This window comes from Amycolatopsis rubida, from assembly GCF_900115345.1.
Classification (GTDB): Bacteria; Actinomycetota; Actinomycetes; order Mycobacteriales; family Pseudonocardiaceae; genus Amycolatopsis; species Amycolatopsis rubida.
This window is the reverse complement of the sequence record NZ_FOWC01000005.1, coordinates 371,871-397,682: the sequence shown is the minus strand read 5'-3', so window position 1 is coordinate 397,682 and position 25,812 is coordinate 371,871. Positions and strand designations below refer to the sequence as shown.

Below are 25,812 nucleotides of genomic sequence, written 5' to 3'. Positions count from 1 at the left end.
CCCTGCGCGAAACAGAGCGGCTCCGCCAAGGCGTTACGCCGGAACCGAAGCGACGCCCCGGGACAGGAACGGCTTGCCGTTGACCCGCTCCGACACGCCGGCCCGGTCGAGGTACGGCGTGATGCCGCCCAGCCAGAACGGCCAGCCCGCGCCGAGGATCAGGCACAGGTCGATGTCCTGGGCCTCCGCGACCACGCCCTCGTCGAGCATGATCCGGACCTCTTCGGCGATCGCGTTCAGCGCGCGGTCGCGGACCTGCTCGGCAGTGGAGGGCCGGTCGCCCTGCGTCCACAGTTCGGCGACCTCCGGGTCGACCGACGGCGTGCCGCTCGCGTCCCAGGTCCAGACGCCCTTCTTGCCCGCCTTCACGAACTTGTCCAGGTTCTCGCTCACGGTGAAGCGGTCCGGGAACGAGCCGTGCAGCGTCTCGCCGACGTGCAGCGCGATGGCCGGGCCGACGAGCTGCATCAGGTTCAGCGGCGACATCGGCAGGCCGAGCGGCTCCAGCGCGGAGTCGGCCACCTCGAACGGCGTGCCCTCGTCCACGGCCACCAGCACCTCGCCGAGGAAGCGCAGCAGCAGCCGGTTCACGACGAACGCCGTCGCGTCCTTCACCAGCACGCTCGACTTCTTCAGCTGCTTGCCGACCGAGAACGCGGTCGCCAGCGCCGCGTCGTCGGTCTTCTCGCCGCGCACGATCTCCAGCAGCGGCAGCACGGCCACCGGGTTGAAGAAGTGGAAGCCGACCACGCGCTCCGGGTGCCGCAGCTTCGAGGCCATCGCGGTGATGGACAGCGACGAGGTGTTCGTGGCCAGGATCGCCTCGGCGGAGACGTGCTGCTCCAGCTCGGCGAACACCTGCTGCTTCACGCCCAGCTCTTCGAAAACGGCCTCGATCACGAAGTCCGCGTCGGCGAACGCGGCCTTGTCGAGCGAGCCGGTGACGAGTGCCTTCAGCCGGTTCGCGCCGTCCGGGGACACGCGCTTGCGGGCCAGCAGCTTGTCGATCTCCTCGTGGACATAGCCCACGCCCTTGTCGATCCGCGCCTGGTCGACGTCGGTGAGCACCACCGGCACCTTGAGGCGGCGCACGAACAGCAGCGCCAGCTGGCTGGCCATCAGGCCCGCGCCGACGATGCCGACCTTGTTCACCTTGCGCGCCAACGACTTGTCCGGCGCGCCGGCCGGCCGCTTCGCCCGCTTGTTGACCAGATTGAACGAGTACAGCCCGGCGCGCAGCACGTCCGACATCAGCAGCTCGGCGAGCCCGTCGGTCTCCGCCGCGTACCCGCGGTCGAGATCGTTCTCCCGTGCCAGCTCCAGCAGTTCGACGGCCTTGGTCGCGCCCGGCGACGCACCGTGCGTGCGACCGTCCACGATAGACTTGGCGCGTGCGATCGCCGCGTCCCACTCCGTGCCGCGGTCGATTTCCCGGCGAGCGGGGGTGATCTCGCCGTTGACCACCTTCGCCAGCCACAGCAGCGACTGCTCCAGATAGTCCGCGGAACCGAAGACCTCGTCGACGATGCCGAGTTCGGCGGCCTTGCGCACGTTCAGCATCTTGTTCTGCGCCAACGCGTTCTCGATGATCACGGTGACAGCGGCGTCCGGGCCGATCAGGTTCGGCAGCAGCTGTGTGCCGCCCCAGCCCGGGAACAGGCCGAGGAACACCTCGGGGAAGGCGATCGCCGCGGTGTTCTCCGACAGCGTCCGGTAGTGGCAGGACAGCGCGAGTTCGAGCCCGCCGCCCATCACCGCCCCGTTGACGAACCCGAACGTCGGGATCTTCGACTCGGTGAGCCTGCGGAACACGTCGTGCCCGGTCTGGGCGATCTCCCGCGCCAGCTTCGGGTCCGACACCGCCTCGACGCCGGAAAGGTCCGCGCCGACGGCGAAAATGAACGGCTTGCCGGTGACCGCGATCGCGGCGGGCTCGGCGGCGAACGCCTTGTCCAGCGCGGAGTTCAGCGACACCAGACCCTGCGGGCCGAAGGTGTTCGGCCGGGTGTGGTCGTGGCCGTTGTCCAGCGTGATCAGTGCGACCGGCTTGTCCAGCCCGGGCACCTTCACCAGGTTGGTGACCGCGTTCGTCACGACCTCGTCCGGGAACGCGGCCTTCGCCGCTTCAGCGGTGAAAGTCATTACTTCGCCCCCTCAGAGCCGTTGTAGGCCGGGTTTTCCCAGATCACGGTGCCGCCCATGCCGATGCCGATGCACATCGTGGTGAGGCCGTAGCGCACGTCGGGGCGCTCGGCGAACTGGCGCGCCAGCTGGGTCATCAGCCGCACGCCGGAGGAGGCCAGCGGGTGCCCGCACGCGATCGCGCCGCCCCACTGGTTGACCCGGGGGTCGTCGTCGGCGATGCCGAAGTGGTCGAGGAAGGCGAGCACCTGTACCGCGAACGCCTCGTTGATCTCGAACAGTCCGATGTCCTCGATGGACAGACCGGTGCGCTGGAACAGCTTCTCGGTGGCCGGCACCGGGCCGATGCCCATCACCTCCGGCTCGACGCCCGCGAACGAGTAGCCGACCAGCCGCATTCCGATCGGCAGGCCCAGCTCGCGCGCGGTGTCCTCGTCGGCGAGGATCGCCGCGGTGGCGCCGTCGTTGAGACCGGCCGCGTTGCCCGCGGTGATCCGGCCGTGCGGGCGGAACGGCGTCTTCAGCTTCGCCAGCTGCTCGACGGTCGTGCCCGGACGCGGCGGCTCGTCCTCGGTCGCGAGGCCCCAGCCGAGTTCCTTGTCGCGCGTGGCGACCGGAACCAGCTCCGGCCCGATCTTGCCGGTCTTCACGGCCTCGGCGTAGCGCTCCTGGCTGCGCGCGGCGAACGCGTCGGTGCGCTCCTTGGTGATCTCCGGGAAGCGGTCGTGCAGGTTCTCCGCGGTCTGGCCCATCACGAGCGCGGTCGGGTCGACCAGCTTGTCCGCGACGATCCGCGGGTTCGGGTCGACGCCCTCGCCCATCGGGTGGCGGCCCATGTGCTCGACGCCGCCGGCGATGGCGATGTCGTACGCGCCGAAGCCGATGCCGCTCGCGGTGGTGGTCACCGCGGTCATCGCGCCCGCGCACATCCGGTCGATCGCGAAGCCCGGCACGGACTTCGGCAGCCCGGCGAGCAGCGCGGCGGTGCGGCCGATGGTCAGGCCCTGGTCGCCGATCTGCGTCGTCGCGGCGATCGCCACCTCGTCCACGCGCTCGGGCGGCAGCTCCGGATGCCGCCGCAGCAGCTCGCGGATGGCGTTGACGACGAGGTCGTCCGCCCGGGTCCCGGCGTACATGCCCTTGTCGCCCGCCTTGCCGAAGGGCGTGCGTACCCCTTCGACGAAGACGACATTGCGCACCCCTCGCGCGGTGGGCGCGAGCGGCGGCGTTGCTGGTGCGGCCACGAATGCTCCTGAAGTCGAGAGTGTTCCTGTCCCGCACCCTAGCCCTTGTTACCCGTGGGTAACCAGTGCAGTGGCCCGGTCGAGTGGGGGACGGCACACTCCCGGGTTCTTGTGGCGTGCGGCACACTGGCGGGAACGCACCGACCGGACGGGGGACGGCAATGGCGCTTTTCCGGGCGAACCCGGCGACTGAAATGGCGCGGTTGCGCAAAAAACTGGCGAAAGCCGCGGACCCGGACCTCCCGGAAAACCTCGCGCTGCGGCACCGGCTCGGCATCCTCCTGGTGGAAACGGGCGACTGGCCCGCGGCGGAGGAGCACTACACCGAACTCGCCGACGCCCAGGTCCGCGTCGAAGGCGAACAGCACCCGGGCACGCTCGGCGCGTGGCTGAACCTGGCGACGGCGAAGGCCGCGTTGGGCGAGATCGAGGACGCGGTGCACCTCATGGAGTCCACAGTGGACATCTACGAGGCCGTTAGTCGCGACGACCCGGCCACGATGCAGGCACAGCTGCTGCTGTCGGAGATGTACTCGCTGTCCGGAGAGTACGACGAGGCGCTGGACGTGCTCGGCCGGCACCTGAAGGCGTGCGTGGACAAGTTCGGCGAGTACCACGAACTGACCATCGCGGGCGCTCGCCGGAAGGTGAACGTGCTGCGGACGCTGGGCCGATTCGGCGAGGCCAGCAGCCTGAACGGAGGTTTGAACCGCAAGCCGCGCAACGACTACGAACGCGACAGCGCGCGTGCGGTCGACTTGCTCATCAGAGCCGAATCCGGGGACGCGAAGATCGTCCGGCACAAGGCGAGGGAACTCGCCGAGCAGTACCGCACGCCGGAGTTCGTCGAGGTGCTCGCCGCGGTGCTGCTGCGCGCCGGGGAACCCGCGGAAGCGGCGGAGCTGTACCGCGCCGTGCTGTCCGCGCAACCGGCCGCGCGGCACTGGGGCCCGGCCGGGGAATTGGCCCGCGCGTACCTGGAAAGCGGTCAGCTCGACGCGGCGGAGACGCTGGCGAGGGAACTCGTGTCGGCCGAGGGCCTGCCAGCGGGACATCCGCTGAAGCTCGGTTTTCGGGCGACGCTGGCGCGGGCCGCCCGGGAACGCGGCCGGGACGCGGAGGCGGATCGGGAGCTGGAGGCGGTCGCGGCGGGGTTGACCGAGGTGTTCGGGCCGAAGCATCCGGATGTTGTCGAAGTCGCCGGGTGGCTGAAGAAGGACTGAACCGCTGGGCGGGCAGACTGTCCAGGTGGGATTCTTCCGCGCGAAGCCGGAGCCGGCCGGTGAGGTCGCCGCGCCGCGGGCCGCCGTGGCGAAAGCGCGTAACCCGAAGAGCGTGCCGAACCTGCGTCGACGGCTCTTGCTGGGTCAATTGCTGCTCAAGAACGAGGACTGGTCAGCCGCGGAACAGCACTACGCGGACCTCGTGCCCGCGTTGACCGATGCCTTCGGCCCCACGTGAGCCGAACACTCTTTCCGCGTGGGCGAATCTGGCGTGTTGCCAGACGGCGCAGGGGCGTCCGGTAGAGGCGATCCCGCTGCTGGAACGCACCGCGGAGGTGTTCGAGGAAACCTGGGGCGCGCCAGCCCGCGACGTTCAAGACGATGCGCTGGCGGTGCTGGCCGCTTGCCTCGACTACTGCACGGCCGAACTCGGTCCGGCACAACCTGGACGACGCCGGAAGACTGCCCCGCTGCGCGCGCTGGCCCGGTACGAAGCGGCCGCACAGTGGCTGTCAGACGAGGATGCGCTCTGCGAGACCGGCGAGCAACGAGACGCGGTTCGCGGACTCCTCTTGGTGGTGCAAGCCGAAACCGGGGATCCGGAGCCCGCGATCGCTCCGTTGGGCGAGCTGGTCGAGAAGCGGCCAGGGCTGGGGGAGTGCTTGGCGACCGTTCTCCTGAAGGCTGGGCAAGCCCCCGAGGCAGCCGACCTGCTCCGCCAGATCCTGGGCGAAGAGCGAGGCCGAAACGCGCTGCTCCTGCGCAGTACCCTCGCGCGAGCCTGCGTGGAGAGCGGCAATCCGGACGAAGCCGAGCACTCCGCGCGGACCGTGCTGGCCGGCGGGACACCCGGTGATACTCGGCCTTCGCGCGACACTGGCCCGAGTCGCGGCCCGACGAGACGACCGGGCGGCCGTCGCGACAGAGCTGGAATCCGTGGTATCCGGGCTCAAAGCAGTGCTGGGCGAAGTCCATCCGCGCACCGGCCAAGCGGCTGGATGGCTCAAGGAGTGCTGACGGCCGCGGGCCGGAACCCGCGGCCGCCGGAGAATCACTCCGCCGAATCGTCTTCCGGCCGCACCGGAACCGGCGTCCCGTCCCGCAAATGCGGTTCCCGCAGCCGGAAGATCTCCTCGAACTCCCGCATTCGCGCCGCCCGGTAATCCGGCACCCCGGCCGAGTCGAAGCGGTAGAAGCCGGCCCCGTCCTGGAGACCGCGCCGCTGCCCGGTCATGTTCTCCTCGACGACCGCGGGCGCCTGGAACCGCTCGCCGAGTTCGCCGGTCAGGTAGCGCGAGGCGTAGTACAGGATGTCCCCGCCGCCCCAGTCGATGAATTCCAGCGGGCCCAGCACCGAAAACCGCGGCCCGAGCCCGGCGCGGACCGCGAGGTCGATCTCGGCGGCTCCGGCCACCCCTTCCTCGACCATCCGCGCGGCCTCGTTCATCAGCAGCGCCTGCAGCCGCGGCACGATGTATCCGGCGGCGGGCCCGCACACCACCGGCACCTTGCCGATTTCGCGCAGCAGTTCCACGAGCCGGTCGACCGCGGCCGGGTCGGTGGCGTCGCTCCGGCTGACCTCGACCAGCGGCATCAGCTCGGCCGGGTTGAGCCAGTGCGCGTTGACGACCCGCTCCGGCCGTCCGGCGAGTTCCGCGATCTGCGTGACCAGGAAGGTCGACGTCGTCGAGGCCAGCACCGCCGATTCCGGCACCTGCGAGCCGAGCCAGCCGAACACCTCGCGCTTGACGTCCATGACTTCCGGCACGGCCTCGAACACCACGGTCGCGTCCGCGAGTTCCTTCGCCGAACGGTCGCCCATCGTCAGGCTTTCCAGCGCGTCCGCGTGGCCGGACATCGCGCGCAGCCGGTCGGCGAGGCGTTCGCGGATTTCGTCGCGCCGGAGCTGGCGTTCTTCCTCGGTGCGGTCCTTGACGTCCGCGAGCAGCACCGGGCGTCCCGCCGCGAGGAAGGCCAGTGCGATGCCCTCGCCCATCCGTCCGGCGCCGACGACGGCGATCACTGCTGGACTCCGTCCTGCAGCAGCTTCGTCAGGCCGGCCCGGTCGAGATCCGCCAGGCCGAGGTTCTCGAAAGTCCGGCCCTCGGCGTAGAAGTCGCGGCCGGTGATGGCGGAACCCAAGGTCAGCAGGCCCTCCGCGACCGGTGTCGGCACTCCGGCCCACCGGCCCGCGGACACCAGCAGCGACAGCCCGAGCCGGGTGTCTTCCACCATGTAGCGATGCTGGTGGAGGTCGATCTTCTCGCGCCAGTCGCCGCTGTCGGTCACCTTCTCCTGCGCCGAGCGGCCGTACATCCATTCCTCGCCGTCGGCGGCGTAGTGATCGGCCAGCGGGAAGTGCGGCGCGCCGTAGCCGAACGCCTCGCGCAGCGCGACCCGCTCGGCGTCCAGCGCGTCGGTGACGCTGCGGATGGACGGCTGCGTTCCCTCGTTGTGGATGTCCCAGGCGGCGAAATGCTCCAGCGGACCGGCGTTCATCGTGATCAGCGGCGGGTGGATGATCGGGCCCGCGTTCATCAGCGCGCCGCTGAGCCCGTCGCCCGCGTCCTCGACGCTCGGGTACGCCTCGCGCAGCGCCGGGAACGCGCTTTCCGCCAGCCGAAGCGGGAAAACCCCGGTCGGCAGCCGGGTCGCGTACCCGCTGATCGCCACTTCCGCGTCCCCGTGCCGGCGCGCGAGGTAGGGCAGCGTCCCGGCTTCGGCGAACGCGATCTCCGAGCTGCCGCCCGCCGCGGCCACGGCCCTGGCGAACACCATCGAACCGAACGTGCCCGGCGGCAGGAACACCACCTGGCCCTCGGTCAGCAGCGGGGCGAGCTGAGGAGCCAGGTCGTCGTGCGTGGTCGACGGCAGCGGGATCACGACCAGGGCCGCGTCGCGCACCGCCTCGGCGAGATCCGCCACCGGGTCGATCTCCCCGGCACCGCCGCCCACCGGCACCGATCGGGAACCTCGGTAGTCCCGGACGCCCACCGCTCCGGTCGCGCGGACCGCTTCCAGCGCCTCGGCGTTCCGCCGCCACCAGCGCACTTCGTGGCCGTGCTCGGCGAGTTCCGCCACCGTGGCCCAGGAACCGTGTCCGCCCCCGAGAACCGCGATCTTCACTGTCATGTGCTCCTGTCTCGTGCTTGTTTTCCGTCGCGCCGGCCGCACTTTCTCACGGGCCGGCCAGGTCGGTCTCGGCCCACAGCCGATCTTGCTGCTCGCGCACGATCGCGCCGAACTCGCCCGGCACGATCGTCCGGTACGGCCCGGACTCGACCGCCACCCGCGCGATCGTCTCGACCGCGGGCGCCGGATCGCGTTGCATGGCGAGGAAATCCGAAAAGTCGTGCTCCGAGGCCGGCGCGTTCTCGACGAGTTTTTCGTTGAACCCCGTGGAAAACGGCCCGGGCTCGACGACCCGGACGTCGATTCCGTGCGGCCGCAGCTCCTGGCGGACCGCCTGCGCCATGGCTTCGAGAGCGAACTTGCTGGCCCCGTACGGACCCGCGCCAGGAGCGACGAACAGCCCGGCCACCGACGTCACGAACACGATCCGCCCGCCGCGCCCGGCGGCGACGAGCCGATCGGAGACCAGCCGCGTCAGCTCGAGCGTGCCGAAGACGTTGACCTCGAACGTCTTCCGGACCACTGCGGAATCCGTGCGCAGAAGCGGACCTTCCGCACCGAATCCGGCGTTGTTGAGCAGAACCGACGCGTCGAGCGCCGCCGCTGCCTCGCGATCAGCCGGGTCGAGCAGATCAAGCCGGAAGACCTCCGCGGCCAGCCCGCGCTCGGCGAACGCCGCCCGCGCCGGCTCGATCTGGTCGTCCCGTTCGACGGTGGCGAACACCCGATGCCCGCGCGCCGCGAGCGTCAATCCCGTTCCCAGCCCGAGCCCCGATCCCGCTCCGGTGATCAAAACCGACTCGGTGTGTTCTCCGCTTGGCCGACCCACGCCCGCAGTGTCCCTTGCGTCGCGGCCCGGCCTCAATCAGACTTCCGCCACATGGAAGCCAGACCCACCGCGGCGGCGCGGCTGCTGTCGGTGCTGGACTGCTTCAGCCCGCGGACGCCGGTCCTTTCCCTGACCGAAATCGCCCAGTCCGCGAGCCTGCCGCTGAGCACGGCGCACCGGCTGGTCGGCGAACTGGCCGGATGGGGGGCGCTGGCCCGCGACGACCACGGCGGCTACCACCTCGGGCTGAAACTGTGGGAGCTGGGCTCGCTGTCGCTGGCCAGGGCGTCGATCCGCGAAATCGCCCTGCCGTACCTGGGCGACCTGTTCGACGCGACCGGCGAGAACGTGCACCTGTCCGTGCTGGACGGAACCGACGTCGTGTTCCTGGCCAGGCTGGCCGGACACCGCTCGGTGGGCATCCTGACCACGACCGGCAGCCGCCTTCCCGCGACCACCACCGCCACCGGCCGGGTGCTGCTCGCGCACGCCGCCGCGGATACCCGCGAATCCGCGCTGACCAGCCCGATCCCGGCGGAAACCCCGCACACCACGACCGACCCGGAGACCCTGCGCGTCGAACTCGCCGACATCGCCCGCACCGGCTACTGCGTCGCCGACCGCCAGCTCGCCGACGACGCGGTCGCGGTCGCCGCTCCGATCCGCGACGCGACCTCCCGGGTCACCGCCGCGGTCGCGGTCGTGGGCCGCCGGGAGACGACCTCGGTGGCCCATCTGGTGCCCGCGGTGGTCACCACGGCGACCGGCGTGGCGCGGTCGCTCGGCTATCGCCGGCCGGCTCGTCGCCGTTCGTGAGGTCTCATCTCCTCACCTAGCGGTCTGAACCACCCGAGGCGGGTCAGGAAGCTGTGCTGTGCAACGCCTTGCTCAGCGCCGCCACGGTCAGCTCCACCTGCCACGGCCGCGCCCCGCCCGCCCGCAGCGCGTCCGCGACCGAGTCCTCCGCGAGGTCGGCCGGGGGCCGCCAGCAGGTCCGCCGGACCAGATCCGGCAGCAGAAGGTTCTCCACCGGCAGCTTGCGGTCCTCCGCGATCGCGGCCAACGCGGCCCGCGCGGCGGCGAGCCGAGCAGCGGCGTCGGGGTCCTTGTCGGCCCAGCGGTTCACCGGCGGCGGACCGTCGGAGGGCTGGCTCGGGCTCGGCAGCTCGCTCGCCGGCAGCGCTTTGGCCGCCTGGAGGTGCCGCAGCCAGCTGGCGGTGTACTTGCGCTGCACGCGTCCGCTGAACACCGGCAGCGCCTGGAGTTCCTCGACCGTCTTCGGGTCGGCGGTCACCGCGTTGACGATCGCGCTGTCGGGCAGGATCCGGCTCGGCGCGCGGTCGCGTTTGCGAGCCAGCTCGTCGCGGGCTTGCCACATCTCCCGCACCGCGGCGAGGCCGCGCGGGCTGCGGATCTTGTGCACCCCGGACGTCCGGCGCCACGGTTCGGCGCGCGGCGCGGGCGGGGGAGCGGTGCGCACGGCCTCGAACTCCTGCCGCGCCCACTCCAGCTTGCCCTGCGCCGCCAGCTCGGCTTCGAGCTTCTCGCGCAGTTCGTTGAGCAGTTCGACGTCGAGCGCGGCGTAGTTGAGCCAGTCGATCGGCAGCGGACGCTTAGACCAGTCCGCGGCGCTGTGCCCCTTTTCGAGCGTGTACCCGAGCAGCAGCTCCACGAGCGTGCCGAGCGCGACGCGTTCGTACCCGGCCAGCCGTCCGGCCAGTTCGGTGTCGAACAGCGATCGCGGGCGCAGGTCCAGCTCCGCCAGGCAGGGCAGATCCTGGGACGCGGCGTGCAGCACCCATTCGGTGTCGTTGAGGACGTCCCGCAGCGCGGCGAGGTCGTCGGCGAGCGCGATCGGGTCGATCAGCACCGTGCCGGAGCCTTCGCGGCGCAGCTGGACGAGGTAGGCCTTGGGCCAGTAGCGGTAGCCCGACGCCCGTTCGGTGTCCACCGCGACGGCGCCCGTGCCCGCGGCGAGCCGCGCGCACGCCTCGGCGAGCGCGCCGGGCTCGGCCACGACCGGAGGGGTGCCTTCCGCCGGTTCCCGGAGCAGCACCGGCGTTCGGGAGGCCCCGGAGTTCTCGGTGGTCTCGTCTCCGGTCCGGGCTCCGTCCGCCTGTGCAGTTCCCATGTCCGACGACCCTACGGGACGGGCGGACCGCGCCTGGTCCGCCCGCCCCGCAGGGACGTGGTTCGTCGTCGTCAGCGGATCACGCCGGCTCGCATCGCCAGCGCGACCATCTGCGCCCGGTCGCCCGTGCCGAGCTTGCGCCCGATGCGGGACAGGTGGGACTTGACGGTGAGCGCGGAGAGGGAAAGCTCCTCCCCGATCTCCTTGTTCGACTGCCCGTCCGCGACGAGCTGGAGCACCTCCACCTCGCGAGCCGACAGCTCGCGCGGGGTGTTGTCGGTGCCCGCCACTCGCGTGCCGGTCGCCAGGACCGGGGCCACGCTCGGGTCGGCGTAAACGCCGCCTTCGAGAACCCGGCGCACGCCGTCGGTGACTACCACCGGCGACGCCGACTTCAGCAGGTACGCCTGAGCTCCGGCCTGGAACGCGGAGCGCACCGCGTACGGGTCGTCAGAGGATGCCAGGACCACCACGCGCGGCCAGCCGTGGCTACGGAGTTCCGTAACCAGCTCGATGCCGCTGCCGTCCGGCAGTCCGAGATCGAGGATCGCCAGGTCGCACGGGCCGGTGGCCTGTGCTCGCGCCCTCGCCTCGGCCACCGTGGCGGCTTCGTGGACAGTGCCCGCACCCATTTGTGCGAGTCGTGCTGCGATTGCCTCCCTCAACAGCGGGTGGTCATCGACCACCAACACGGAAAAAAGCTCTTCCCGCGGGTGCGGAACCATGCTCGCCGGCAAGGCGCCGGCTGGCGTGGATCGGACGGCCTGAGATAAGCCGACGGTAGCCACGTCACTACCTCCCTGGAGTCGGTCGTGCCCCCCGACCGGCACCGGGACCTTCGGCCGTTCAGCCGCGCCAGCTTTAGACCGAAAGTGGTGTCGTCCCAGGCGCTGTAGCCGTCCGGACGCCGTTGCGGGGGGATCGAATGGGTATCTATCCGAAACAGTTCGTCACTCAGCGAGGTCGTTGTAACACGATCGGACTAACGATCGGAGTCTTGTTAACGACTGACGACCGGGCCGCGATGCACCTGAGTTACCGGCAACGAAACGGGCGTGCAGATGGCTCGTGCACCTGCGGGTGCTTGCGGAGAGCGGTCGTGGCCCCGGCGGTCCGGACCCGGAAATGCGCCTCGGCCGGGGCAAGATCATTTTCTTTCATGTTTTGCCGCGCGCACCGCCCGGCCGCCCGCGCCGTGCCGGAAGCGCCGGAAACGGGTCCGGAACCGCGTCGAAGCTGGTTACCGGGGGTTCACTGCCTGTGATCACGCCCGGCCACGAACGTGCGGCATCCGGGGCGGCGGCCTCGGAAGTCCACAATGGACAGTCGGCGGCGGACGCCCGGAAGCCCCGCCGAAGATCTCCGCGGGGTGCCGGGAGGGCCCGGATCCGCCCGGGAAAGCGCGTTCGTGCGCGTGCAAGCGCCGCGAAGACGCTGCCCGACCGGGTGAACTTAGGAAATCAGGAGCTCTGCCGCTGCTCGAACAGCGTGACGCCCACCGGGGGCAGCCCCACGACGCTCGCCATCACCTGGCAGAACGCGAGCCCGTGCGGCCCGAGCGCGGCGTCGGTCGGGGTCCAGGACGCCCGCAGTTCGAGGTCGTCCGTGCGAGCCGGACCGGAGATGTCGCCGAACCGGGCCGAGGACGTCTCGGTGACGGTGCCGCCGAGCGCCTTCCACGAAGCGCCGGAGGCCTCCAGCGCGTCGGTGAGCCACGACCAGCCGACCGCGGGCAGGAACGGATCCGTGGCCAGCTCGCGGTCGAGCTCGGCGCGCACGTACATGACCAGCCGCAGCACGCCGTCCCAGCCCTCCTGGCCGTCCGGGTCGTGCAGCAGCACCAGCCTGCCGGACGCCAGCACGTCCGCGGGTCCGGAGACATCGCAGCTCAACGCGTAGGACCACGGCGCGAGCCGCTGCGGCGCACGCATCGTCTCCAGGCTGATCTCCGGGCGCGGCCGGACGGCTTGCAGCGCCGCGACGGCTTCGCGGAAGAGATCGGGCACTGGCGTCATCGCGGTCACGCTCCGACTGTAGGGCGGCGACACCCGGTTGCGGACGCAGGCGCGCCGAGCGAGACCCACCCGCGACCCGCGGGACGGCTTCGGCTGTCCTTCTGCCCCGCACCCCGGCCTCGCACTCCGCTCCGAGCTTGGCTCTCGCCTCGCTCACTCCTCACCGTTGACCTTGCCGCTGGCCGCTTGCCGCACGTTGCCGCTGGCCGCACGTTGCCGCTGGCCGCACGTGGCCGCTGACCGCTGACCGCACGTTGCCGCTGGCACCGCGTTGCCGCTGGCCGCACGTTGCCCCTGGCCGCTGGCCCCACCTTGCCCCTGGCCGCTGACCGCACCTTGCCCCGTGGCCACGCCTCCGCCCCATCGAGGCTTGCCGCTCATGCCCGTCCCCGTCTTGCTCGGCTGCCTTGTCGTCCACCCCGTCGGCTGCCTCGTTGTCCATCCCGCGTTGCCTGGCCGTCTCGCTGCCCACCCGCCTGGCCCGTCGTCTCGCTGCCCGCCCCGTTGCTGCCCGCCGCCCGTCCAGCCCGCGTCTCGCCTGCTCGTTCCGGCGCGCCAACGCCTCGTCCGGCGCAGCGCGCTACGAATGCCGCACTGCGATCAGGCGGAGGTCACCGAATCCGAGGCGAGCCGCGCGCACGCTACGCGGCGAAATCCGATCCTGGCCCGGGGCGGCCCGGGACTGTCGGGCCCGCGTGGAACCATGGGGTTCGTGCCTCAGGTTTCGTCCGCGCCCGTCGGCGCCCCGCCCGTTTCGCCCCGTCGCGCCCTGCCCGGCTCGGCTTTCCTCGCCGCCGCGCGCGGGGAGCGGTCCGCGCACGTCCCGGTGTGGTTCATGCGCCAGGCCGGTCGTTCGCTGCCGGAGTACCGCGCGCTGCGCGAGGGCGTGCCGATGCTCGACGCGTGCTTCGACCCCGAGATGCTCGCCGAGATCACGATGCAGCCGGTCCGCAGGCTCGGTGTCGACGCGGCGATCCTGTTCAGCGACATCGTGGTCCCGCTCAAAGCGGCGGGCGTCGACATCGACATCGTCCCCGGCACCGGCCCGGTCGTGGCCTCGCCGGTGCGCGACGCGGACGCCGTGCGCGCGCTGCCGAAGCTTGAACCGGAGCAGGTCGGGAAGGTCGCCGAGGGCGTCCGGCTGCTCGTGGAGCGGCTCGGCGAAACGCCGCTGATCGGGTTCGCCGGCGCGCCGTTCACGCTGGCCAGCTACCTGATCGAGGGCGGCCCGAGCCGCAACCACGAGCACACCAAGGCGTTGATGCACTCGCGGCCCGAGGTCTGGCACGACCTCGCCGCGCGCCTCGCCGACATCGCCGCCACGTTCCTGCGCGCCCAGCTCGACGCGGGCGTCGACGCGGTGCAGCTGTTCGACTCGTGGGCCGGTGCGCTGTCCGAGCGCGACTACCGCGAGTTCGTGCTGCCGCATTCGACCCGGGTGCTGGCCGTGGCCGGGGAGTACGGCGTGCCGCGGATCCACTTCGGCGTCGGCACCGGCGAGCTGCTCGGCGCGATGCGCGAGGCGGGCGCGGACGTGGTCGGCGTCGACTGGCGGATCCCGCTCGACGTCGCGGTCCACCGGCTCGGCGGCAAGGTGCCGGTGCAGGGCAACCTCGACCCGGCGCTGCTGTCCGCGTCGTGGCCGGTCCTGGAGGCCGAGGTGCGCCGGATCGTCGAAGAAGGCCGCGCCGCTCGCGGGCACGTGTTCAACCTCGGCCACGGTGTGCTGCCGGGCGTCGACCCGGAGGTGCTGAAGCGGGTCGTCGACCTGGTGCACTCGCTGTGAAACACGTCGCGGTCGTCGGCGGCGGGATCTCCGGGCTGTCCGCGGCGTACCGGTTGCGCAGGCTGCTCGGCGACCGGGTGACGATCACCGTTTTCGAGAGCACGGCCGCGATCGGCGGCAAACTGCGCACGGCGGAGGTCGGCGGAGTCAGCTACGACGTCGGAGCCGAAGCGTTCCTCGCCCGCCGGCCCGAGATGGTTTCGCTGGTCGAGGAGGTCGGCCTCGCCGATCGCCTGGTGCATCCGACGAAGGCGCGCGCCACAATCCACGCCGGCGGTTCGGTGCGGAGCCTGCCGCCCGGCACGGTGATGGGAGTCCCGGCGTCCGCGGACGCGGTCGCGGGCGTGCTGTCCGACGACGGGCGGATCGCGGTCGAGAAGGAACGTTCGCTCGGCCCCGTCGACCTGGGCGAAGGCGATGTGCCGCTCGGGCCGCTGCTGCGCACGCGCTTCGGCGGCGAACTGGTGGACCGGCTGGTCGATCCGCTGCTGGGCGGCGTTTACGCGGGCGGCGCCGACGGTCTCGGCCTCCGCGCGACGATGCCCGGACTGGCCGACGCGGTCGAAGGCGGAGCGGGTTCGCTCACCGAGGCCGCGTCGTCGCTGCTGCCGAAAACGCCGGGCACCGCGCCGGTTTTCGGCAGTCTGACCGGCGGCTTGCGGGGATTGCTCGACCGGTTGCTGGAGCTTTCCGGCGCTGAGCTGCGCACTTCGTCGACGGTCCGCGCACTGGCGCGGACGCCGTCTGGATGGCGTCTCGAATTCGGTGCTGCCGCGCCGGCGCACGCGCCTGCCGGCAGCCCGGTGGACGCGGACGCGGTGCTGCTCGCAGTGCCCGCGCCAGCCGCCCGGAAACTGCTCGACGGCGTGGCCCCGGCGGCCTCGACCGCGTTCGGCGAGGTCGAACTGGCGTCGATGGCGGTCGTCGCGTTCGCGTTCCCGCCGGGCACTGAGCTGCCGGACGCGTCCGGAATCCTCATCGGCGCGGGGGAGCGGGACGCGGAAGGCGTGCCGTACGCGGCCAAGGCGTTCACGTTTTCGTCGAACAAGTGGGCTCATCTCGGCGATGCCGGACCGGTGCTGGTGCGCGGTTCGGCCGGCCGGTTCGGCGAGCCCGGCGCGGTGAACGGCGACGACGATTCCCTGGTCGCGGCGGTCCGCGCGGACCTGGCCCGGCTCGCCGGTGTCACCGCGAAGCCGATCGACACCCTGGTGACGCGGTGGGGCGGCGGCCTCCCGCAATACGGCACCGGGCACCTGGAGCGAGTGACGCGGATCGAGACGGCAGTGGCGGATGTCCCGGGCCTGGCCGTGGCGGGCGCCACGCTGCACGGCGTCGGCCTGCCGGCGTGCGTGGCCACGGCGGACGCCGCTGCCCGGCGGATCGCGGAGCAGCTCTCCGTGTGACGGAGCCCCATGGCGATCGCCGGGCCGGCAGTGCCAGGATGGAGTCATGGCGCGGCTGAATTACAACGAACTCAACGACACGATCCGCTACACCATGTGGTCGGTCTTCCGGATCGAACCGGGGAAGTTGGGGGAGGACCGCGCCGCCGCGGGCCGCGAGACGGCCGAGTACCTCGACGGGCTCGAAGCCAAGGGCGTCGTCGTCCGGGGCGTGTACGACGTGTCCGGCCTCCGTGCCGACGCGGACTACCTGATCTGGTGGCACGCCGAGGAGATCGAGCAGGTCCAGGCCGCCTACACCGGGTTCCGGCGCACGCCGCTCGGCCGCGCGTCCACGCCGGTCTGGAGCCAGACCGCGCTGCACCGGCCCGCCGAGTTCAACAAGAGCCACGTGCCCGCGTTCCTGGCCGGCGAGGAGGCGCGGAAGTACATCTGCGTGTACCCGTTCGTCCGGTCCTACGACTGGTACCTGCTGCCGGACGAGGAACGCCGCAAGATGCTGGCGGACCACGGCAAGGAGGCGCGGGACTACCCGGACGTGCGAGCTAACACGGTCGCGTCGTTCGCGCTCGGCGACTACGAGTGGATCCTCGCCTTCGAGGCCGACGAACTGCACCGGATCGTCGACCTGATGCGCCACCTGCGCAACACCGAGGCGCGTCGCCACGTGCGCGTCGAAATCCCGTTCTACACCGGCACGAAGGTGCCGCCCGCCGAGCTCGTCGCGGCTCTGCCGTAACCGCCGGTGCAGGACGTACTCGCCGGGGCCTGGCAGTCGCTCGCCGGGGAACCGCTGCCCGCCGTGTCCTTGACCGGCGACGAATCAGTGCTGCCCGGACACTTCCGGGTCCCCGCCATGGCAAGCGCCAGCATCGCCGCGGCCACCCTGTCCGCCGGTGAACTGCTGCGGCTGCGCGGCATCGACCCGGGCACGGTGTCGGCCGACACCCGGCACGCCGCCGCCGCGTTCCGCAGCGAGCATCTGCTGCGCATCGACGGCGAGCCCGGACCGAGCCCGTGGGGCCGCATCGCAGGCGACTACCGCGCCGCCGACGGCTGGATCAAGCTGCACTGCAACACCTCACGGCACGAGGCAGCGGTCTGCTGGGCGCTCGGCGTCCCGGCGACCCGCGAAGCGGTGACCAAGGCCGTGGCCGGGAAAACCACGGCCGAGGTCGAATCCGCCGTGGTGACCGCGGGCGGCGCGGCAGCGTTGATGCGCTCGCGCGAGGACTGGCTGGCACACCCGCAAGGCCAGGCCGTCGCAGACCTGCCGCTGGTCGAGCTGAACCGCATCGGGGACGCGCCGAAGCGCACCCTGTTCGACTCGGACCGCCCGATGGGCGGCGTCCGCGTGCTGGAACTGACGCACGTGCTCGCCGGACCCGTCGCAGGCCGCGTGCTGGCCGCACACGGCGCGAACGTGCTGCACGTCGGCGCCGCGCACCTGCCGCGGATCCCGGTCCTGACCATGGACACCGGCCAGGGCAAGCGCTCCGCGTTCATCGCGCTCGACACCGAAGGCGGCCGCGCGAAGCTGAAGAAGCTCATCGCCCGCGCGGACGTCCTCCTCCAGACCTTCCGCCCCGGCGCACTCGCCCGAATCGGCTTCGGCGCGGAAGAACTCGCCGAACTGCGCCCCGGCCTCGTGATCGCCGACGTGTCGGCGTACGGCTGGACCGGCCCCTGGGCCCGCCGCCGCGGCTTCGACAGCCTCGTGCAGATGTCGTCCGGCCTTGCCGAGGAGTACGCCACCGACGCTCCCGCACCGCTGCCCGCGCAAGCCCTCGACCACGCCACCGGCTGGCTGACCGCCGCCGCCATCATGACGGCAATCCGCCGCACGGCCACCGACGGCGGCACCTGGCACGCCCGCTTGTCCCTCGCCGGCACCGGACGATGGCTGGATTCCTTGGGCCGCAAGGATCCGGAACCGGCCGAAACGGACTACACGGACGTGCTGGAGACGGTCGACAGCGACTTCGGCCGGATGACCCGGGTGCGGATGGCCGGAGAACTGCCGGGCGCGCCGCCGCACTGGGACCACCCGTCGCACCGGCCCGGCGCGGACACGGCGGTGTGGTCGCCGATCGTGCCTCAGCCGGTCTCGTAAGCGGTGCCAGGGCCGTTGGTTGCCGCGCCGGTTGCGTGGCTACCGCCGTGCCGTCCGGTGGATGCCGCCAGCCTCGGAGTGCCGCGTCGGTTTCGCAAGGTGCCGCGTCGGTTTCGGAGTGCCGCGTCGGTTTCGGGGTGGGCTCGCCGGTGAGGTGTGCGGTCGGTTTCGCAGGTGCCGCGTCGGTTTCGGGGTGGGCTCGCCGGTGAGGTGCGTGGTCGGTTTCGCAGGTGCCGCGTCGGTTTCGCGTGGGCACCGCCAGTCCGGCAAGCGCAGCCAGTCCGGTAAGCGCTCGCGAGCCTCCGTGCGCGCCACGTCGGTCCCACAAGCGCCACCGGTCCCTGAGCACCGGCCGGTCCACGCCGCTCGCGACCCAGCGGCTAAATCGGCATAAGCCCTCCCGCGACCCGCTCGTCCGGATAAGCCGCCAGCCCGTCCAACGCGACGAGTTCAGCCGGTCCTGCGCTACCACCCGCACCAGCCTGCTGCTCGGCCCGCGCGAGGACCGTCGTCCCCGCAGTCGTCGGTGGCAGCGAACTGACCTTCTGTTCGGCGAACTTCGTGGTGATCCGCTGGCTGCCGACGAGACAGAGCCAGAGTGTCAGCCCGACCTCGGCGAAGCCGAGCAGCACCATGGCGTTCAGATGAGAACGGCCCACGTCGTAGACCAGCCGGCCCACCCCGGCCGCGAGCACGACGACGGCCACCGCGGTCAGCGTGTACCCGAGACCCGTCAACGGCCTGCGCCTGCTGACCAGCCGCCGTTGGACGAGATCGGTTTCGAGCGTCCGGATCGCAGGCTTGAGCACCGACGAACGCGCGACCCAGGACGGCAGGCGGCCGCGACCGGCCGCCTGGTGCACGGCTTGCTCAAGCGGCGGCGACGCGGGTGGCGAGCCGGTGGCGACGATCTCGCCCAGCGACCCGACCTGCAGCTGGCCGCGCGCGAGCAGCGTCGCGATCGCAGCCTCGACCAGCCGAGGCCGCCCGCCCGCCAGGTAAGCGACGTCGTAGACACCGCGCGGCACGGCGGCCGGCTCCGGCGCGGACGCCCGCGTGGCCAGCTTGTCCTTGCCAGTGGCCAGAATACTCGCCAAGCTCGCGGCGGTGGCCACGCAGACGAGCAGCATCGGGCTCACCGCAGCCCAGAATCCGTTCACGACAGGTTCCCTCCCTCCCGGCTCGGCAGAGATCGGATAACACCGCCGTAACCAGACATGTCGTCAGCGTAGTCAGCACCACCGACAAAAATCGGACGAGCTCAGCGTCGAAACCACCTGCGCCGGGGTTTGGGCAGGTCACCGCGGGTGATGAGCCACTCTGCGAAGGCGTCGGCATACTCGCGCGCCCGGATCGAAGTCGTCTTGGGCCGCTCCGCCGCGTATGCGTCGAACAGCGGCCGATACCGCGAGCCCAGCGTCTCGGGCAGGTCCGGCCGCAGGTATGCGACCAGTCGCCGTCGCTTGGCGAGCAGGACGTCCGCCTCGATGCGCAACCGAGAAGCATCGAAGCCGGACGGTGCCTCGGTCCCCGTCAACAGGCTGTCCAGCAGCGCAGCTTGCCGAGCCGCTAGTTCCTCCCGGCTCACAGCGTCACCGCGGTCCGCAGCGCGACCAGTTCGGCAGCGAGTTCGGAATCGGTGGGGTAGTCGTCGTCGCGCTCCAGGAGAACGCCCGGCGGATCCGTGCGCCGGCGCAGTTCGGCGAGCAGGTCCAGCACCTCGGGCAGCACCGGATGCGCGTGTGTGTCGTGGTAAACCCCATCGCGCTCCACGCCGCCGGCCATGTGCACGTATGCGAGCCGTTCCCACGGAATCCCGTCCAGGAACGCCACTGGATCGGTGCCCACGTTGCGCGCGTTGGCGTACAGATTCGCGACGTCGACGATCAGCAGGCAGCCGGTCCGTTCGGTCAGCTCGGTGAGGAATTGTTCCTCGGTCAGCTCGTTTTCCGGCCATTCCAGCAGTGCGGCGATGTTCTCCAGCGCCAACGGTAGGTCCACAATGGACTGTGCGAGCCGGACGTTGTCCACCAGCACGTCCAGTGCCTCGCGCGAGCGCGGCAGCGGCATCAGGTGCCCGGAGTCGAGCCCGCCCGCGCGGACGAAGCACACGTGGTCGCTGGCCAGCGGCGCGTCGAGGGCCCGCGCCAGTTCGGCCAGATGCTCCACGCGCCCGGTGTCCAGCGGCTCGGCCCCGCCCAGCGACAGCGACACCGCGTGCGGCAGCACCGGCATCCCGCGATCCTTCAGCGCCAGCAGGCTTTCCGGCAGGTGCGGGGCGTGCAGATTCTCCGCGACCACCTCGACCCAGTCGACGCCCGGCAGCCGCGCGATCGACAGGTCGAGTTCCGGTCGCCACCCGATGCCGATCCCCAGCCGGTCAGCCACCGCACCCACCTCCGGACGTCGTTCGCGCACCGCTCTTCAACTCCAAGCTTGCCGCATGGCCCGGGCCCCGCCGTCTGCCGCGGTTATCCGCCGCAGCCGCCCCCGCCGCCGCAACTGCTGCCTCCGCCGCACGAGGATCCGCTGCTGCACGAGGAACCGCCGCTGCTGCAGGACGACCCGCCGCTCGATCCGCCGCCCCCGGTCCAGCTGCCGCCGCCGCTGATCAGCGCCGAGCTCATCTCCTCGTCCGGGTACAGCGCGATCCCGCCGAGCGCGACCACGGCCGCCGCGCCGACGAGCAACGCTCCGTTGCCGCTCCGGTTGGGGGCAGCGAGCTCCGCAGGCTGTTCCTCGGCAGTTTTCGCGTCTTCGCGGGCGCGCACGACGATCGCGTGACCCGCGTCGGTCGCGCGGGAGGTCTTCGAGCCCTTTCGGACCGAGTAGGCGATCAACGTCAGAATCCCGGCCACGACGAGCAGCCCGGCCAACCCGCCGATCGGCCGGTCCAGCTGCGCTCCGTTGACCGCGCGGACGATGCCGATCAGCAGCAACGCGGCGTACCCGGCCACGATCCCGGCGCGGAAGCCGCCCAGCCCGTCGCCGGCGGCAAGCAGCCCGCGTCGTTCGAGGTCCGCGCGGATCTTCTCGACTTCCGGCTGGACCGTCGGCGACTTGCGCACCATGGCGACGGTCGCCGTGCCGCCCTGCGCGGCGTCGTGCACCGCGCGTTCCAGCCTCTTGCGAGCCGGTCGCTTGCCGATCGCGCTCAGCTTGCCCTTGCTGCTCACCCGCAGCAGTTCCTGTTCCAGCAGCGTCGCGATCGCGGTGTCGACCGCGCGGTCCGCACCGCCTGCCAGGTAGGCGAGCTGGTAGACGTCCGGCTGCAGCGGCGCCTCGACGGTCGCGGGCGCGTTCCGTCGCCGGGACCGCGCGATCGGCGGCCAGCTCAGCTGCACCAGCAGCACGACGGCCAGCGCCAGGCCGAAGAGCAGCAGGAACTGCGGGCCGGAAATGCCCCAAGGTTCGTCCACGGCTTCCCCCTCTTTTCAGCGTTGCCGGAACCCTAACCGGCCGGTCGCCGGATGCTGTCGGCAGAACTGACGCACTCGATGTCCGGTTCGTTCCCGGCTCAGCTGTTCCCGCCGCCGCAGCCCCCGCCGCCGCATCCGGATCCGCATCCCGAACCACCGCATCCGGATCCGCAGCCCGCTCCGCCTCCGCAGCCGGATCCGCAGCCGGACCCGGCGGCCCAATACCCCGCCGGTCCGGCGAACCCGCCGGTGACTCCCGCGACGGCCGCCCCCGTCCGCCGGGTCGCCGGAAGCCCGCGGAGCAGGGCGATCCGCAGCTCGCGATCCGGATGATTCGACAGTCCGCCGACCGCGACGCTCCCGGTCCGGCCGCTGATCAGGCTCTGATCCGGCCACGCCGCTTCGGCTGCTTCACGGCCGGCGTCGGTCGGCCGGATCCGCCGGGCGGCCCGGCGACGGGACATCGCGGCGAACGCGAACCACGCGGGCAGCAGAACCGAAATCAGCACATAGCCGTTCAGCCCGCCGACGAACGCCGCCACGCCGGCCGCGGCCAGCACCGCTTCTTCGATCGCGGTCCACTTCCACGCTCTCCGCAGCGTCTGGCCGTCGACCAGCAACCCGCGCTTGGTGAGGTCGTCGATCAGCTCGCGGACCGTGTCGCCCGAGACGAGACCGCGCAGCACCGTCGCGATCCCGGCTCCCGTGCCGGTCAGCTCGGCGGCTTCCCTGCTCAGCGCGTCCGACGGCTCGGTCGGCGTGCGGTACAGCCGGCCCACGGAGTCCGCGCGCAGCTGCTCCCGCTCCAGCATCGAGGCGACCGTCGTTTCGGCGACGCGGATCGGTCCGTTGGTCAGCAACGCGACCTGCGCCGCGGCCGTCAGCCGGGTTTCGGGATGCCTGCCCCGGCGCAGCCGGGCGGCGGTCCGCCGCCCGAGCCACCAGCAGACCAGCGCCAGCACCAGGATCAGCGCGGCCGGCATCGCGCGTTCGATCGTCCAGCCCATCACGGTCCCCCTCCGGATGAACAGACCACGTTACCCTCCGGGCCGGGGTTGCCGCCGGACGAAAAACCGCCCTCCCCGGAACGGGAAGGGCGGTTTCAGCGGACCTCGGCGTCAGTCTCCGGAGTCCTCGACGAGCTTCAGGGAAATCGAGTTGATGCAGTACCGCTGGTCGGTCGGGGTCGCGTAGCCCTCGCCCTCGAACACGTGCCCGAGGTGGCTGTGGCACGAGGCACACAGCACTTCGATGCGCCGCATGCCCATGGCGCGGTCCTCGCGAAGCAGCACCGCGTCGGAGTCCGCCGGGTCGTAGAACGACGGCCAGCCGCAGTGGCTTTCGAACTTCGTGTCGCTGCGGAACAGCTCCGCGCCGCAAGCTCGGCACTCGTACACGCCGGTGGTCTTGGTGTCGGTGTACTCGCCGGTGAACGGCCGTTCGGTGCCGGCTTGCCGGAGCACCGCGTACTCCTCGGGGGCAAGCTGCTCCCGCCATTCCTGGTCGGACTTCACCACGCGCGGAGTGGTGCCGACGACGGGTTTCATACCTTTCACCCTTCCCACGTTACCTGGAGAGAAAAGCGACCGTGTGCAGCGCGATGTCCCAGGCGGTGACCAGCAGCCCGAGCACGATCAGCACCACGACCAGCGCGGACACCCAGTAGCGGAGCCCGCCGGTGCGGTTGCTGGACTCGGCGAAGTCGGCGACCTGGTCCAGGCACGCCTCGACAGTGAAAGTCGGCCCGGTGCGCTCCATCCGGTCGAGATGGGCGGCGAACGCACGGGCCTCCGGGTCGTACGGGTCCAGCCCGACCAGATCCTCGTGGAACCGAGGATTCCAGCCCGGCGGCAGAGCTCCGTTCTCGGCCATGCCTCAAAGGTAGGCCATTCGTCCCGCTGGACCCACCTCTGCGGCGAGTGTCACTGCGCGGGCGCGCCGCTTCCGAGGCGGGGGTCGCTGTTGATCATCAGCGTGCCGTTGTCCCCGGCGATGACCTGCACGACCTTCTGCATCGGCGCACCGCCCTCCGGGGTGAGGGTGATCTGGACGTCGGCGGAACCGTCAGGATTGTTCTGGCGCTTGTAAACGCTGGCTCCCTTGTAGCCGGCCAGCTTGTTTTGGTCCCAATACGAGGCGAACGCGGTTTGATCGCCGAAGGCCGCCTGTGCCGACGGGGTCAGCATCGCCCACGCAGTGGGCGATCCGGCGTTCTGGTAGAAAGTCACGGCCAGCTGGCCAGCTGGCCCCCACTGCACGTTGCCGCTGGACTTGACCGGCGGCGCCGAAGAACTCGGCGCGCTCGACGGCGTCGCCGGAGCGGAGGAGTTCGGTGCCGGCGGCTGCGCGTTCGACGAAGACCCGCCCTTGTCCTGGCTGTTGCTCAACACCAGGAACACCACCAGCGCCACCGCGACCACCGCCGCGGCCCCGCCGGCGAGGAACGCCGTCTTCTTCTTCCGCGCCGCAGCAGGCGAAACCCGGCCCCCCGACCCGGCGCCGGAGTAGTTCGGCGCGGCAGCAGTAGGCGTCGGCCGCACAGCGGGCTGCGGACGCGGCGGAGTGTTCGACGGGGGAGCGGGACGCGAAGGCGCGCCCATCGGCATGAACGCCGCAGTCGGCGTCCGAGGCGGGTTCGACGGAGCCTTCGGAGCAGCCGCCGCCGGAGCAGCCGTACGCGCCCACGGCGGACGGGACCCGTTGCTCCCCGGACCGCGATTCCCCGACAGCAACTGCTGCGCCGCAGCCGGTTCGCCAGTCGCCAGCTGAGCCAGCCGCTCCCGTGCCTCGGCCATGCTCGGCCGCTCGGAAGCTTCGCTGCGCAGCAGGCTCATCAGCAGCGCGGTCGCCGGACCGGCCTGCGTCGGCGGGTTGACCTGGCCGTTCGCCGCCGCGTAGAGCAGGGCGAGCTGGTTCGTGGTGTTGCCGTACGGCGTCTGCCCCTCGATCGCCTGGTACAGCGTCGCGCCGAGGGCGAAGACGTCCGAGCTGGGCACCGGGTCGGCGCCGCGGGCCAGTTCGGGGGCGAGGTACGCCGGGGTGCCGCCGATGAGGCCGGTCTGGGTGAGCGTCATGTCGCCGGCCGCGCGGGAGATGCCGAAATCGGTGATCTTCGCGGTGCCGGTTTCGTCGATGAGGATGTTGCCGGGCTTGACGTCCCGGTGCACGATCCCGGCGCGGTGCGCGGCCACGAGCGCCGCGGCGACCTGCTCGCCGATCCGCGCGACCTGGCCGACCGGCAGCGTGCCCTGTTCGGACAGCACCGCGGACAGGCTCGGGCCGTTGAGGTACTCCATCACCAGGCACGGGTCGCCGCCGTGCTCGGCGACGTCGAACACGACGATCGCGTTGGGGTGCTGGAAGCGGGCGGCGTTCTTCGCCTCGCGCATGGCGCGCTGGCGCATGTTGTCGCGTTCGGCCTCGGAGACGCCCGGCTGCGGCAGGATCTGCTTGATCGCCACCGACCGCTCCAGGCGCACGTCCACGGCGCGCCACACCACGCCCATGGCACCGCTACCAATGTGCTCGACGAGGCGGTAGTGCCCCGCGATCAGCTGCCCGGTGTCGATGACGCCCGCTCCTGACGAAAGTCCCGTGATCGTGGTCGTGCGCAGCGCGGATACCCCTCGCGCACCCGAACGAGTGTAGCGGTCGGAAGTACCTGCCCGCCGTCAGCCAGCCGGTGCCGACGGCACAGGCGCCTCCGGTTCGGCGGCGGGGACGCGCTTCCGCAGCACTCGCACCAATCCTGCCGCGCCGAGCGCGGCGAAGACCGCGTAGCAAGCCAGCAAAGCGGGCGGCGTGTCGCCGGTCAGCGCGTCCGCGAAAACGACCACCGCGACGGTTCCGGGGACGCTCCCGAGCGCCGTTCCGGCAAGGTAGGGAACGAGCTTCACGGACGAAACGCCGCACAGGTAGTTCATCGCCGAAAACGGGACGACCGGGATCAACCGCAGCGACGTGATGGCGAGCACGCCGCCGTCGGAGAGCCGGTCGTTGACCGCCCGCACCGGCGCGCGGTGCAGGTGCCGCAGGATCAGGTCCCGGCCGAGCAGCCGGGCCAGCCCGTACGCCAGCCCGGCGGCGATCGTGGTGGCCGCCAAGGCGATGACCACCCCCGCGACGCTGCCGACGAGCAGACCGGCGGCCAGATTGAACACTGTGCGCGGGATCGGCGCGACGGTGAGCAGCGAGTAAGCCACGAGGAGTACCAGCGGAGTCATCGATCCGGTCGCCGCGGCCCAGGTGCGCAGCTGCGCCGGTCCCGGGATCGGCAGCCACAGCGCGGCGGCGGCGAGAAGAGCCAGCACGACCAGGGCGGCGATCAGCTTGGTTCTCCCGGACACCCCGCCACGGTACGGCACTCGCGGCT

26 protein-coding genes and 1 pseudogene are annotated in these 25,812 nt (G+C 71.4%); 9 read left to right on the top strand and 18 right to left on the bottom strand.

Translation table 11 applies throughout. The annotated features are described in order from the left end of the window. Positions 1-33 precede the first annotated feature (33 nt). A complete protein-coding gene (locus tag BM362_RS22320; protein ID WP_093574392.1) occupies positions 34-2,142 on the bottom strand; it encodes a 3-hydroxyacyl-CoA dehydrogenase NAD-binding domain-containing protein in 2,109 nt (702 codons plus the stop codon). Continuing rightward, positions 2,142-3,341 carry a thiolase family protein gene (locus BM362_RS22315; protein ID WP_093574391.1) on the bottom strand — a complete coding sequence of 400 codons (1,200 nt, stop codon included), beginning with the start codon at positions 3,339-3,341 and terminating at the stop codon, positions 2,142-2,144. The genes BM362_RS22320 and BM362_RS22315 overlap by 1 nt, the downstream gene beginning before the upstream one ends. Positions 3,342-3,589: 248 nt before the next feature. Here BM362_RS22315 and BM362_RS22310 point away from each other — a divergent pair, with 248 nt between their 5' ends. From BM362_RS22310 to BM362_RS50650, 3 genes and pseudogenes are all read left to right on the top strand, one after another. Continuing rightward, positions 3,590-4,609 carry a tetratricopeptide repeat protein gene (locus BM362_RS22310; RefSeq protein WP_167545387.1) on the top strand — a complete coding sequence of 340 codons (1,020 nt, stop codon included), beginning with the start codon at positions 3,590-3,592 and terminating at the stop codon, positions 4,607-4,609. A 25-nt stretch (positions 4,610-4,634) separates the two neighbouring features. Continuing rightward, on the top strand, positions 4,635-4,847 hold the full coding sequence (locus tag BM362_RS48310; RefSeq protein ID WP_067579414.1) for a hypothetical protein: 213 nt from the start codon (positions 4,635-4,637) through the stop codon (positions 4,845-4,847). Continuing rightward, positions 4,828-4,902 (top strand): annotated as a pseudogene (locus BM362_RS50650) (hypothetical protein); the annotation flags it as partial. The gene BM362_RS48310 and the pseudogene BM362_RS50650, both read left to right, overlap by 20 nt. A gap of 219 nt (positions 4,903-5,121) precedes the next feature. On the opposite strand, the gene BM362_RS49180 reads toward BM362_RS50650, so the two are convergent. Then, positions 5,122-5,427: a hypothetical protein gene (locus BM362_RS49180; RefSeq protein ID WP_067579412.1), complete on the bottom strand. Its 306-nt coding sequence runs from the start codon at positions 5,425-5,427 to the stop codon at positions 5,122-5,124. On the opposite strand from BM362_RS49180, the gene BM362_RS50645 reads away from it, so the two are divergent. Continuing rightward, positions 5,320-5,772, top strand: coding sequence for a hypothetical protein (locus BM362_RS50645; RefSeq protein ID WP_425285726.1), 453 nt, complete (start codon positions 5,320-5,322; stop codon positions 5,770-5,772). The two genes, BM362_RS49180 and BM362_RS50645, sit on opposite strands and share 108 nt — an antisense overlap. Here BM362_RS50645 and BM362_RS22300 read toward each other — a convergent pair. From BM362_RS22300 to BM362_RS22290, 3 genes are read right to left on the bottom strand one after another with little or no spacing between them, the layout of a single operon-like run. Then, complete coding sequence (locus tag BM362_RS22300; RefSeq protein ID WP_093574389.1) at positions 5,661-6,632, bottom strand: 3-hydroxyacyl-CoA dehydrogenase NAD-binding domain-containing protein; 972 nt, start codon at positions 6,630-6,632, stop codon at positions 5,661-5,663. The two genes, BM362_RS50645 and BM362_RS22300, sit on opposite strands and share 112 nt — an antisense overlap. Then, positions 6,629-7,741 carry an NAD/NADP-dependent octopine/nopaline dehydrogenase family protein gene (locus BM362_RS22295; protein ID WP_202507742.1) on the bottom strand — a complete coding sequence of 371 codons (1,113 nt, stop codon included), beginning with the start codon at positions 7,739-7,741 and terminating at the stop codon, positions 6,629-6,631. Before BM362_RS22295 ends, BM362_RS22300 begins: the two co-directional genes overlap by 4 nt. Positions 7,742-7,787: 46 nt before the next feature. Continuing rightward, positions 7,788-8,570 carry an SDR family NAD(P)-dependent oxidoreductase gene (locus BM362_RS22290; protein WP_167545386.1) on the bottom strand — a complete coding sequence of 261 codons (783 nt, stop codon included), beginning with the start codon at positions 8,568-8,570 and terminating at the stop codon, positions 7,788-7,790. 51 nt (positions 8,571-8,621) lie between these two features. On the opposite strand from BM362_RS22290, the gene BM362_RS22285 reads away from it, so the two are divergent. Then, complete coding sequence (locus BM362_RS22285; RefSeq protein ID WP_093574387.1) at positions 8,622-9,386, top strand: IclR family transcriptional regulator; 765 nt, start codon at positions 8,622-8,624, stop codon at positions 9,384-9,386. Between the two features lie 43 nt (positions 9,387-9,429). Here BM362_RS22285 and BM362_RS22280 read toward each other — a convergent pair whose 3' ends face one another. The 3 genes from BM362_RS22280 to BM362_RS22270 form a co-directional block, all read right to left on the bottom strand. Beyond that, positions 9,430-10,701, bottom strand: coding sequence for a ribonuclease D (locus tag BM362_RS22280; protein WP_093574386.1), 1,272 nt, complete (start codon positions 10,699-10,701; stop codon positions 9,430-9,432). Positions 10,702-10,772: 71 nt separating this feature from the next. Continuing rightward, a complete protein-coding gene (locus BM362_RS22275; protein WP_033291604.1) occupies positions 10,773-11,489 on the bottom strand; it encodes a response regulator transcription factor in 717 nt (238 codons plus the stop codon). Positions 11,490-12,161: 672 nt separating this feature from the next. Continuing rightward, complete coding sequence (locus BM362_RS22270; RefSeq protein ID WP_167545385.1) at positions 12,162-12,725, bottom strand: DUF3000 domain-containing protein; 564 nt, start codon at positions 12,723-12,725, stop codon at positions 12,162-12,164. A 694-nt stretch (positions 12,726-13,419) separates the two neighbouring features. On the opposite strand from BM362_RS22270, the gene hemE reads away from it, so the two are divergent. Genes hemE through BM362_RS22250 form a run of 4 tightly spaced genes read left to right on the top strand, consistent with a single transcriptional unit; the run spans position 13,420 to position 18,021 of the window. Then, complete coding sequence (gene hemE / locus BM362_RS22265) at positions 13,420-14,502, top strand: uroporphyrinogen decarboxylase (protein WP_093574384.1); 1,083 nt, start codon at positions 13,420-13,422, stop codon at positions 14,500-14,502. Then, positions 14,499-15,908, top strand: a complete 1,410-nt coding sequence (hemG, locus tag BM362_RS22260) for a protoporphyrinogen oxidase (RefSeq protein WP_093574383.1) — start codon at positions 14,499-14,501, stop codon at positions 15,906-15,908. The genes hemE and hemG overlap by 4 nt, the downstream gene beginning before the upstream one ends. A gap of 46 nt (positions 15,909-15,954) precedes the next feature. Beyond that, on the top strand, positions 15,955-16,647 hold the full coding sequence (gene hemQ / locus BM362_RS22255) for a hydrogen peroxide-dependent heme synthase (protein WP_067579399.1): 693 nt from the start codon (positions 15,955-15,957) through the stop codon (positions 16,645-16,647). 6 nt (positions 16,648-16,653) lie between these two features. Then, positions 16,654-18,021, top strand: coding sequence for a CoA transferase (locus tag BM362_RS22250; RefSeq protein ID WP_093574382.1), 1,368 nt, complete (start codon positions 16,654-16,656; stop codon positions 18,019-18,021). 380 nt (positions 18,022-18,401) lie between these two features. On the opposite strand, the gene BM362_RS22245 is transcribed toward BM362_RS22250, so the two are convergent. The 9 genes from BM362_RS22245 to BM362_RS22205 all read right to left on the bottom strand — a co-directional run bounded on the left by BM362_RS22245 (position 18,402) and on the right by BM362_RS22205 (position 25,786). Beyond that, complete coding sequence (locus BM362_RS22245; protein WP_067579395.1) at positions 18,402-19,181, bottom strand: TIGR04222 domain-containing membrane protein; 780 nt, start codon at positions 19,179-19,181, stop codon at positions 18,402-18,404. A gap of 101 nt (positions 19,182-19,282) precedes the next feature. Then, on the bottom strand, positions 19,283-19,609 hold the full coding sequence (locus BM362_RS22240) for an SCO6045 C-terminal-like domain-containing protein (protein ID WP_067579393.1): 327 nt from the start codon (positions 19,607-19,609) through the stop codon (positions 19,283-19,285). Next, a complete protein-coding gene (locus tag BM362_RS22235) occupies positions 19,606-20,409 on the bottom strand; it encodes an MbnB/TglH/ChrH family RiPP precursor modification enzyme (RefSeq protein ID WP_067579391.1) in 804 nt (267 codons plus the stop codon). Before BM362_RS22235 ends, BM362_RS22240 begins: the two co-directional genes overlap by 4 nt. 83 nt (positions 20,410-20,492) lie before the next feature. Further along, positions 20,493-21,440 carry a TIGR04222 domain-containing membrane protein gene (locus BM362_RS22230; protein ID WP_093574381.1) on the bottom strand — a complete coding sequence of 316 codons (948 nt, stop codon included), beginning with the start codon at positions 21,438-21,440 and terminating at the stop codon, positions 20,493-20,495. A gap of 98 nt (positions 21,441-21,538) precedes the next feature. Continuing rightward, positions 21,539-22,447 carry a TIGR04222 domain-containing membrane protein gene (locus BM362_RS22225; RefSeq protein ID WP_093574380.1) on the bottom strand — a complete coding sequence of 303 codons (909 nt, stop codon included), beginning with the start codon at positions 22,445-22,447 and terminating at the stop codon, positions 21,539-21,541. Positions 22,448-22,558: 111 nt separating this feature from the next. Beyond that, on the bottom strand, positions 22,559-22,987 hold the full coding sequence (gene msrB, locus BM362_RS22220; RefSeq protein WP_067579386.1) for a peptide-methionine (R)-S-oxide reductase MsrB: 429 nt from the start codon (positions 22,985-22,987) through the stop codon (positions 22,559-22,561). Positions 22,988-23,006: 19 nt separating this feature from the next. Continuing rightward, the gene (locus BM362_RS22215) at positions 23,007-23,312 is read right to left on the bottom strand and encodes a hypothetical protein (RefSeq protein WP_009075657.1); all 306 of its coding nucleotides are present in this window, start codon (positions 23,310-23,312) and stop codon (positions 23,007-23,009) included. A gap of 50 nt (positions 23,313-23,362) precedes the next feature. Beyond that, positions 23,363-24,946 (bottom strand): serine/threonine-protein kinase, encoded by a 1,584-nt coding sequence (locus BM362_RS22210; protein ID WP_244287233.1) that lies wholly within the window; start codon positions 24,944-24,946, stop codon positions 23,363-23,365. A gap of 165 nt (positions 24,947-25,111) precedes the next feature. Further along, positions 25,112-25,786, bottom strand: coding sequence for a TVP38/TMEM64 family protein (locus BM362_RS22205; RefSeq protein ID WP_093574378.1), 675 nt, complete (start codon positions 25,784-25,786; stop codon positions 25,112-25,114). Between the last annotated feature and the right edge of the window lie 26 nt (positions 25,787-25,812).

Bases quoted from the DNA above. Each gene is read 5' to 3' on its own strand.
- BM362_RS22215 (WP_009075657.1), bottom strand. From the start codon at position 23,312: ATGGCCGAGAACGGAGCTCTGCCGCCGGGCTGGAATCCTCGGTTCCAC.
- BM362_RS22285 (WP_093574387.1), top strand. From the start codon at position 8,622: ATGGAAGCCAGACCCACCGCGGCGGCGCGGCTGCTGTCGGTGCTGGAC.
- hemQ (WP_067579399.1), top strand. From the start codon at position 15,955: ATGGCGCGGCTGAATTACAACGAACTCAACGACACGATCCGCTACACC.
- msrB (WP_067579386.1), bottom strand. From the start codon at position 22,987: ATGAAACCCGTCGTCGGCACCACTCCGCGCGTGGTGAAGTCCGACCAG.
- BM362_RS22225 (WP_093574380.1), bottom strand. From the start codon at position 22,447: ATGGGCTGGACGATCGAACGCGCGATGCCGGCCGCGCTGATCCTGGTG.
- BM362_RS22210 (WP_244287233.1), bottom strand. From the start codon at position 24,946: ATGGGCGTGGTGTGGCGCGCCGTGGACGTGCGCCTGGAGCGGTCGGTG.
- BM362_RS22280 (WP_093574386.1), bottom strand. From the start codon at position 10,701: ATGGGAACTGCACAGGCGGACGGAGCCCGGACCGGAGACGAGACCACC.
- hemE (WP_093574384.1), top strand. From the start codon at position 13,420: ATGGGGTTCGTGCCTCAGGTTTCGTCCGCGCCCGTCGGCGCCCCGCCC.
- BM362_RS22295 (WP_202507742.1), bottom strand. From the start codon at position 7,741: ATGACAGTGAAGATCGCGGTTCTCGGGGGCGGACACGGTTCCTGGGCC.
- BM362_RS22320 (WP_093574392.1), bottom strand. From the start codon at position 2,142: ATGACTTTCACCGCTGAAGCGGCGAAGGCCGCGTTCCCGGACGAGGTC.